The sequence below is a fragment of the Mesorhizobium sp. M7A.F.Ca.US.006.04.2.1 genome, from assembly GCF_004022915.1.
In the GTDB taxonomy this organism is placed as follows: Bacteria; Pseudomonadota; Alphaproteobacteria; order Rhizobiales; family Rhizobiaceae; genus Mesorhizobium; species Mesorhizobium ciceri.
The window spans coordinates 1-5,232 of sequence record NZ_RZQA01000455.1 but is presented as its reverse complement, the minus strand read 5'-3'; the positions used below and the strand labels follow the sequence as shown (position 1 = coordinate 5,232).

6 protein-coding genes are annotated in these 5,232 nt (G+C 61.9%); 5 read left to right on the top strand and 1 reads right to left on the bottom strand.

The annotated features are described in order from the left end of the window. A partial coding sequence (locus tag EN925_RS22355; RefSeq protein WP_164894329.1) for an NAD(P)-binding domain-containing protein occupies window positions 1-286 on the bottom strand: 286 nt, incomplete at its 3' end. 153 nt (window positions 287-439) lie between these two features. Here EN925_RS22355 and EN925_RS22350 point away from each other — a divergent pair. The 5 genes from EN925_RS22350 to EN925_RS22330 all read left to right on the top strand — a co-directional run. Then, on the top strand, window positions 440-1,213 hold the full coding sequence (locus EN925_RS22350) for a GntR family transcriptional regulator (RefSeq protein WP_063168746.1): 774 nt from the start codon (window positions 440-442) through the stop codon (window positions 1,211-1,213). Between the two features lie 139 nt (window positions 1,214-1,352). Beyond that, window positions 1,353-2,468 (top strand): branched-chain amino acid ABC transporter substrate-binding protein, encoded by a 1,116-nt coding sequence (locus EN925_RS22345; RefSeq protein ID WP_128336934.1) that lies wholly within the window; start codon window positions 1,353-1,355, stop codon window positions 2,466-2,468. A gap of 150 nt (window positions 2,469-2,618) precedes the next feature. Continuing rightward, on the top strand, window positions 2,619-3,569 hold the full coding sequence (locus tag EN925_RS22340; RefSeq protein WP_224620706.1) for a branched-chain amino acid ABC transporter permease: 951 nt from the start codon (window positions 2,619-2,621) through the stop codon (window positions 3,567-3,569). Further along, window positions 3,569-4,564, top strand: coding sequence for a branched-chain amino acid ABC transporter permease (locus EN925_RS22335; protein WP_127368498.1), 996 nt, complete (start codon window positions 3,569-3,571; stop codon window positions 4,562-4,564). The genes EN925_RS22340 and EN925_RS22335 overlap by 1 nt, the downstream gene beginning before the upstream one ends. Then, window positions 4,561-5,232: ATP-binding cassette domain-containing protein (locus EN925_RS22330; RefSeq protein WP_164894328.1), on the top strand; the 672-nt coding region annotated here is incomplete at its 3' end. The genes EN925_RS22335 and EN925_RS22330, both read left to right, overlap by 4 nt.

Sequence of the window (5,232 nt, the reverse complement as noted above, 5' to 3'; positions counted from 1 at the left end):
GCATGGCGCGCACCGCGCGCGCAGGCGCGACAGCAAACCGCGATAGCGCTACGCCGGCGCAAACCGAAACCATTGTTTGGTCCGTGCGCCACGGCAGGCCAGCGACCGCATCCGGCGCATGCACGGGCCGCACCGCAACAATGACGACATCGGACTGTTCGACGAGATCGCGATTGTCGATTGCCAGCCGAAAACCGTGCCGGGCGGAGAGCGCCGCCGCCTTGCCTCGCGGCGACAGCACGATCGCCGCGGGATCAAGCCCGGAACGCAAGAACCCAGCCAGCATGGACGTCGCCAGATGCCCGACCCCAAGAATGCCTACAATCATTGTTGTCCCCCGGATTTGAACCTGCTGCTTGCCATTCACACGAAGTTGCGAAAGAAAGGCGGCTCTACAAAGTGTCGACACAGCCTGCATACAAATCAGATGAGAACCGACGTGACCGAACGAGCCGAGACCAGTGCCGATAGCGACCCGTCCCTTGCCGCTGAAGCGGAGACGCGCCGCGCTGCCGATAGCAGCGAACGCGCCTACAACACCATCCGCAAGCTCCTGGTCGAATTCAAGCTGAAGCCCGGAGAGCGCATCAACGAGGTCCAGCTTTCGCGCGGCCTTGGCCTTTCGCGCACACCGATCCGCGAGGCGCTGAACCGGCTCGCCTCCGAGGGTTTCGTTTCGCTCACGCCCAATCGAGGCTTTTTCGTCAGAAGCCTCAGCACCGAGGGCCTGCTCGATCTCTACGAGTTCCGCTCGATCATCGAGTGCGCTGCTTTCAAGCTGATGTGCGAGCGCGCCGACGACAGCGAAATCGACCGGCTGCGGAGCTACTGGGAAGCGATCGTCGACGCCTACCCGGACCAGCCGCCGGATGTCATCCTGGCCGAGGACGAAGGCTTCCATCTGCTCATCGCCGAACTCTCCGGAAATCCGGAACTTGTCGGCCAGCTCAGCTCCATCAATGCACGCATCCGCTTCATCCGCCGCATCCAGATCGAACATCCTTCGCATGACAAGGCGCAGATCACCTCCCATTCGGCCATCGTCGAGGCTGCCGTCAAGCGCGATGCCGAGAACGGCGCGAAACTGTTGCGCGAACATATCGAAATGACCGTCTCCGCCACGCAGCAAGCGCTCAAGGACGCCTTGCTCAAGGTTTTCGCGCCCGACAATGGCGCCGAGCTGAAGCGTCGCCGAAGGGCTCGCGACGCATAATCGATATCTGAGCACAAAATTGAACGCAATAGTGTCGACACTTTCTTGACGACGATCCCTTTGTCTGCTTCGATGGGCTTACACGGGGAAGAAGACCGCAACGGCCTCCCCCTGTCGTAGTCAGCAGCTAAGGGGAACCATGATGAAAAAATCTATCGCCACACTTCTTCTCGGCGCCTCGCTTTTTGCAGCGCCGGCCATGGCCGAGCAGATTACCGTCGGAATGTCCGCGCCGCTCTCGGGCGCGCAGGCCTATTTCGGCAGCACCTGGCACAATGGCTTCAAGCTCTACGTCGACAGGCTGAACGCCGATGGCGGCGTCAATGGCGTCACCATTGCCTATGACCAGCAGGACGACAAGGCCGACCCGCGCGAGGGAACGCTCGTCGCCCAGAAATTCTGCGACAATGACAAGGTCGTGCTTGGCCTGGTGAACTGCAATTCCGGCGTCGCCCAGTCGACGCTGCCGATCTATGAAGACTGCACGCTGCCGACCATGACCTTCGGCTCCAATCCGTCTCTCACCAAGCAGGGCTACAAGTTCATGGTGCGCCCGGTGGCCAACGATCTGGCCGGCGCATTGTTGCCAGCCGAATATGCGCTGGGCAAGCTCGGCGCCAAGACTGCCGTGATCGTCAACGACAAGCAGGTCTTCGGCCAGGGCATTTCCGAAATCTTCGCCAAGAACTTCGAAACCGGCGGCGGCAAGGTCCTCGATACCATTGCCGTGGCGCCGTCCGACGTGGACTTCACCGCTGTGCTGGCCCAGATCAAGTCCAAGAAGCCCGATGCGATCTATCTCGGCGCCGTCATGCCGCAGCTTGCGCTGTTTGCCAAGCAGATGCACGAGCAAGGTATCGCCGCCGTGCTAATGGTGCCGGACGGCGGCTACACGCCGGACCTCATCAAACAGGCGGGCGAAGCCAATATCCAGGGCACGCTTGTCGCGATCCAGGTGCCGCCGATGGATGCCTCCCCCGAGATCGCCGATTTCGCCAAACTCTACAAGGCGAAGTATGGTGAGGAAGCCGGCCCGTATTCGATCTACGGCTATGTACAGGGCCAGATTTTGGAACAGGTGCTGAAAACGACGAAAGGCCTCACGCGTGAGGACCTCAACGCAGCATTGCATGCAGTCAAGGCGAAGACCGTCGTCGGCGAGCTGGAATTCGACGAAACCGGCGAACTCAAAGTCGCCCCATCCTACCTCTACAAGGTGGAGGGAACGGGCTTCCATCTCGTCGGTTCGAAATAGCAGCCAGACCGCCGGAGCCGCATCGCTACGCGCGAAGCGGCTCCTTCACCTGTTGACGGGCGTGCCTGCCGCAAGTACGGGCGGCCACGTCGACCATTCCCCTTCCCGGTTCGACCGGTCCATGGGGTTGCAGGCACAGGACGCCGGCCCATGCTGGGAAATCTTATTCAACAAACGGTAAATGCCCTGACCATCGGCTCGATCTACGCCCTGATCGCGCTCGGCTACACCATGGTCTACGGCGTGTTGCGCATGATCAACTTCGCCCATGGCGAGATGTTCATGCTCGGCGCCTATGTAGCGTTTCTGGCGCTCAGCCTGCTGGTCGGCGATGTCGGGATGTCGGGCGCGCTGGCGCTGACCGCGGCCTTTCTCGTGGCGATCTTCCTCGTCGGGCTCATTGGCGTCGGCATCGAAAGGGTCGCCTACAAACCGCTGAGAAGCTCCACCCGGCTCGCGCCGATGCTGTCCTCGCTCGGCGTCTCATTGTCGCTCGTCACCGGGGTGCAGATCCTGGCCGGCCCACAGCCGGTCGCCTTTCCCAGCTTCTTCCCCGTCGTCCGGTATCAGGTGATGGGCGGCACCATCACCTTGATGCAGATCGGCATCCTGATCGCCGCCTTCGTGCTGATGTTCGGCCTGCATGTCCTGGTCAACCGGAGCCGTATCGGCATCATCGTGCGCGCCGTATCGGAAAGCCGACCGACCGCACAACTGCTTGGCATCAACGTCAACGGCGCCATCTCGATGGTGTTCTTCGTCGGGCCGCTTCTCGGCGCTGCCGGCGGCATCCTCTATTCCAGTTACTATGGCATCATGTCGCCCAGCATGGGCGCCGTCATCGGGCTGAAGGCCTTCACCGCGGCCATCCTCGGCGGCATCGGTTCAATCCCCGGCGCCATGCTCGGCGCCTTCATCCTGGCTTTCATCGAAGTGTGGGGAACCGCGCTGCTGCCCATTGTCACAAACGGCGTGCTCGGCACCGAGTATCGCGACGTTCTCGCCTTTGCGATCCTCATACTCGTGCTTCTGGTCCGTCCTGCCGGTATACTTGGCGAGGCCGTCTCCGAGGAAAGCATCGTGTACAAGAGGGAATTCTGATGGCCGCCGCCGACACTCTCGCCGCGGCCCGGCCGCGTGCGAACCGGACCATCTCCTGGCTCGTCTTCGCCATCGCGATCGCGCTGATCATGACCACGCCCTTCCTGCCCAACTACCATGTCCGTGTCCTCAACAGCCTGCTGATCTACATCCTGCTCGGCATCGGCCTGAACATCGTGATCGGCTATACCGGGCTGCTGGATCTCGGCTTCGTCGCCTTCTACGCGGTCGGCGCCTACAGCTATGGGCTGCTGGCAAGCCCGCAGCTCGGCCTGCATATGCCGTTCCTGCTCATCCTGCTCGTCGCCGCCTGCCTGGGTGCGGTCACCGGCATATTGCTTGGCATTCCGGTGTTGCGATTGCGCGGCGACTATCTGGCCATCGTCACACTTGGCTTCGGCGAGATCATCCGCATCATCATCAACAATCTCGACTGGCTGACCGGAGGGCCGCAAGGCATTGCCCGGCTGGACAAGGCGTCGATCCTCGGCATACAGATTGCCCGGCCGATCGACTTCTTCTGGCTGCTGCTGATCACCGTGCTCATCGTCGGCACCGTGGTCTGGCGGCTCGAGCGCTCCATCCTCGGCAAGGCGTGGGCGGCGATCCGCGAGGACCAGGACGCCGCGCGCGGCATCGGCATCAACACCACCAATGCCAAGCTTGCCGCTTTCGCCACCTCGGCCACGATCGGTTCCATAGCCGGCGCGATCTTCGCCGCATCGCAGCGTTTCGTCAGCCCGGAAAGCTTCACGCTGCAGGAATCGGTGCTGATCGTGCTGATGATCGTGGTCGGCGGCATCGGCAACATCTTCGGCATCGTCGCCGGCGCGGCAATCCTGATCCTGCTGCCGGAGCTGCTGCGCGAGTTCGCCGAATGGCGCATCCTCTTCCTCGGTCTTTTGATGATCTCGCTGATCATCGCGCGCCCGGCCGGCATCGTGCCGCGCAGCTTCGGGCCGGAGAAACTGATCCGAGGGCTTTTCGGAAAATGACGCTGGTCTTTCAGAGCCTTCGCAAGGTGTATGGCGAGGTCGTCGCCATCGACGGCGTGTCGACCGACTTCGCTCCCGGCATAATCCACGGCGTGATCGGACCGAACGGCGCCGGCAAGTCGACGCTGATCAACATGACGGCTGGTTCCTACACAGTGTCGTCGGGCTCGATCACGCTCGACGGCAAGCGTCTCGACAAACTCAAGAAATACCAGATCGCCAATTCGGGAATTGCCCGCACCTATCAGAACATCCGCCTCTTCGACCAGATGTCGGCGATCGAGAACCTTGAAGTCTGTTTCTATCCCGCCGAGGTTGCGGCCGCCTGGAGGGAAGTGATCTGGCCACCCTATGCCAACGCCCAGCGCCGGCGCCGGCGTGAGAAATGCATGGAAATCCTGCGGTTTTTTGACCTTCAGGGCTACGCCGACGTCGATGCCGGGGGCCTGCCCTATGGCCGACAACGCATGCTGGAGATCGCCCGCGCCTTGGTCGCCAATCCGCGCGTCCTGCTGCTCGACGAGCCCGCCGCCGGATTGAACCACCACGAGACGGCGGAACTGACGGCAAAACTCACCGCGTTGCGTTCGCCCGACCGGATCATGATCGTCGTCGAGCACGACATGGATCTCGTCATGACACTCTGCGACAGCATCATCGTCATGCAT

Bases quoted from the DNA above. Each gene is read 5' to 3' on its own strand.
- EN925_RS22345 (WP_128336934.1), top strand. From the start codon at position 1,353: ATGATGAAAAAATCTATCGCCACACTTCTTCTCGGCGCCTCGCTTTTT.
- EN925_RS22340 (WP_224620706.1), top strand. From the start codon at position 2,619: ATGCTGGGAAATCTTATTCAACAAACGGTAAATGCCCTGACCATCGGC.
- EN925_RS22335 (WP_127368498.1), top strand. From the start codon at position 3,569: ATGGCCGCCGCCGACACTCTCGCCGCGGCCCGGCCGCGTGCGAACCGG.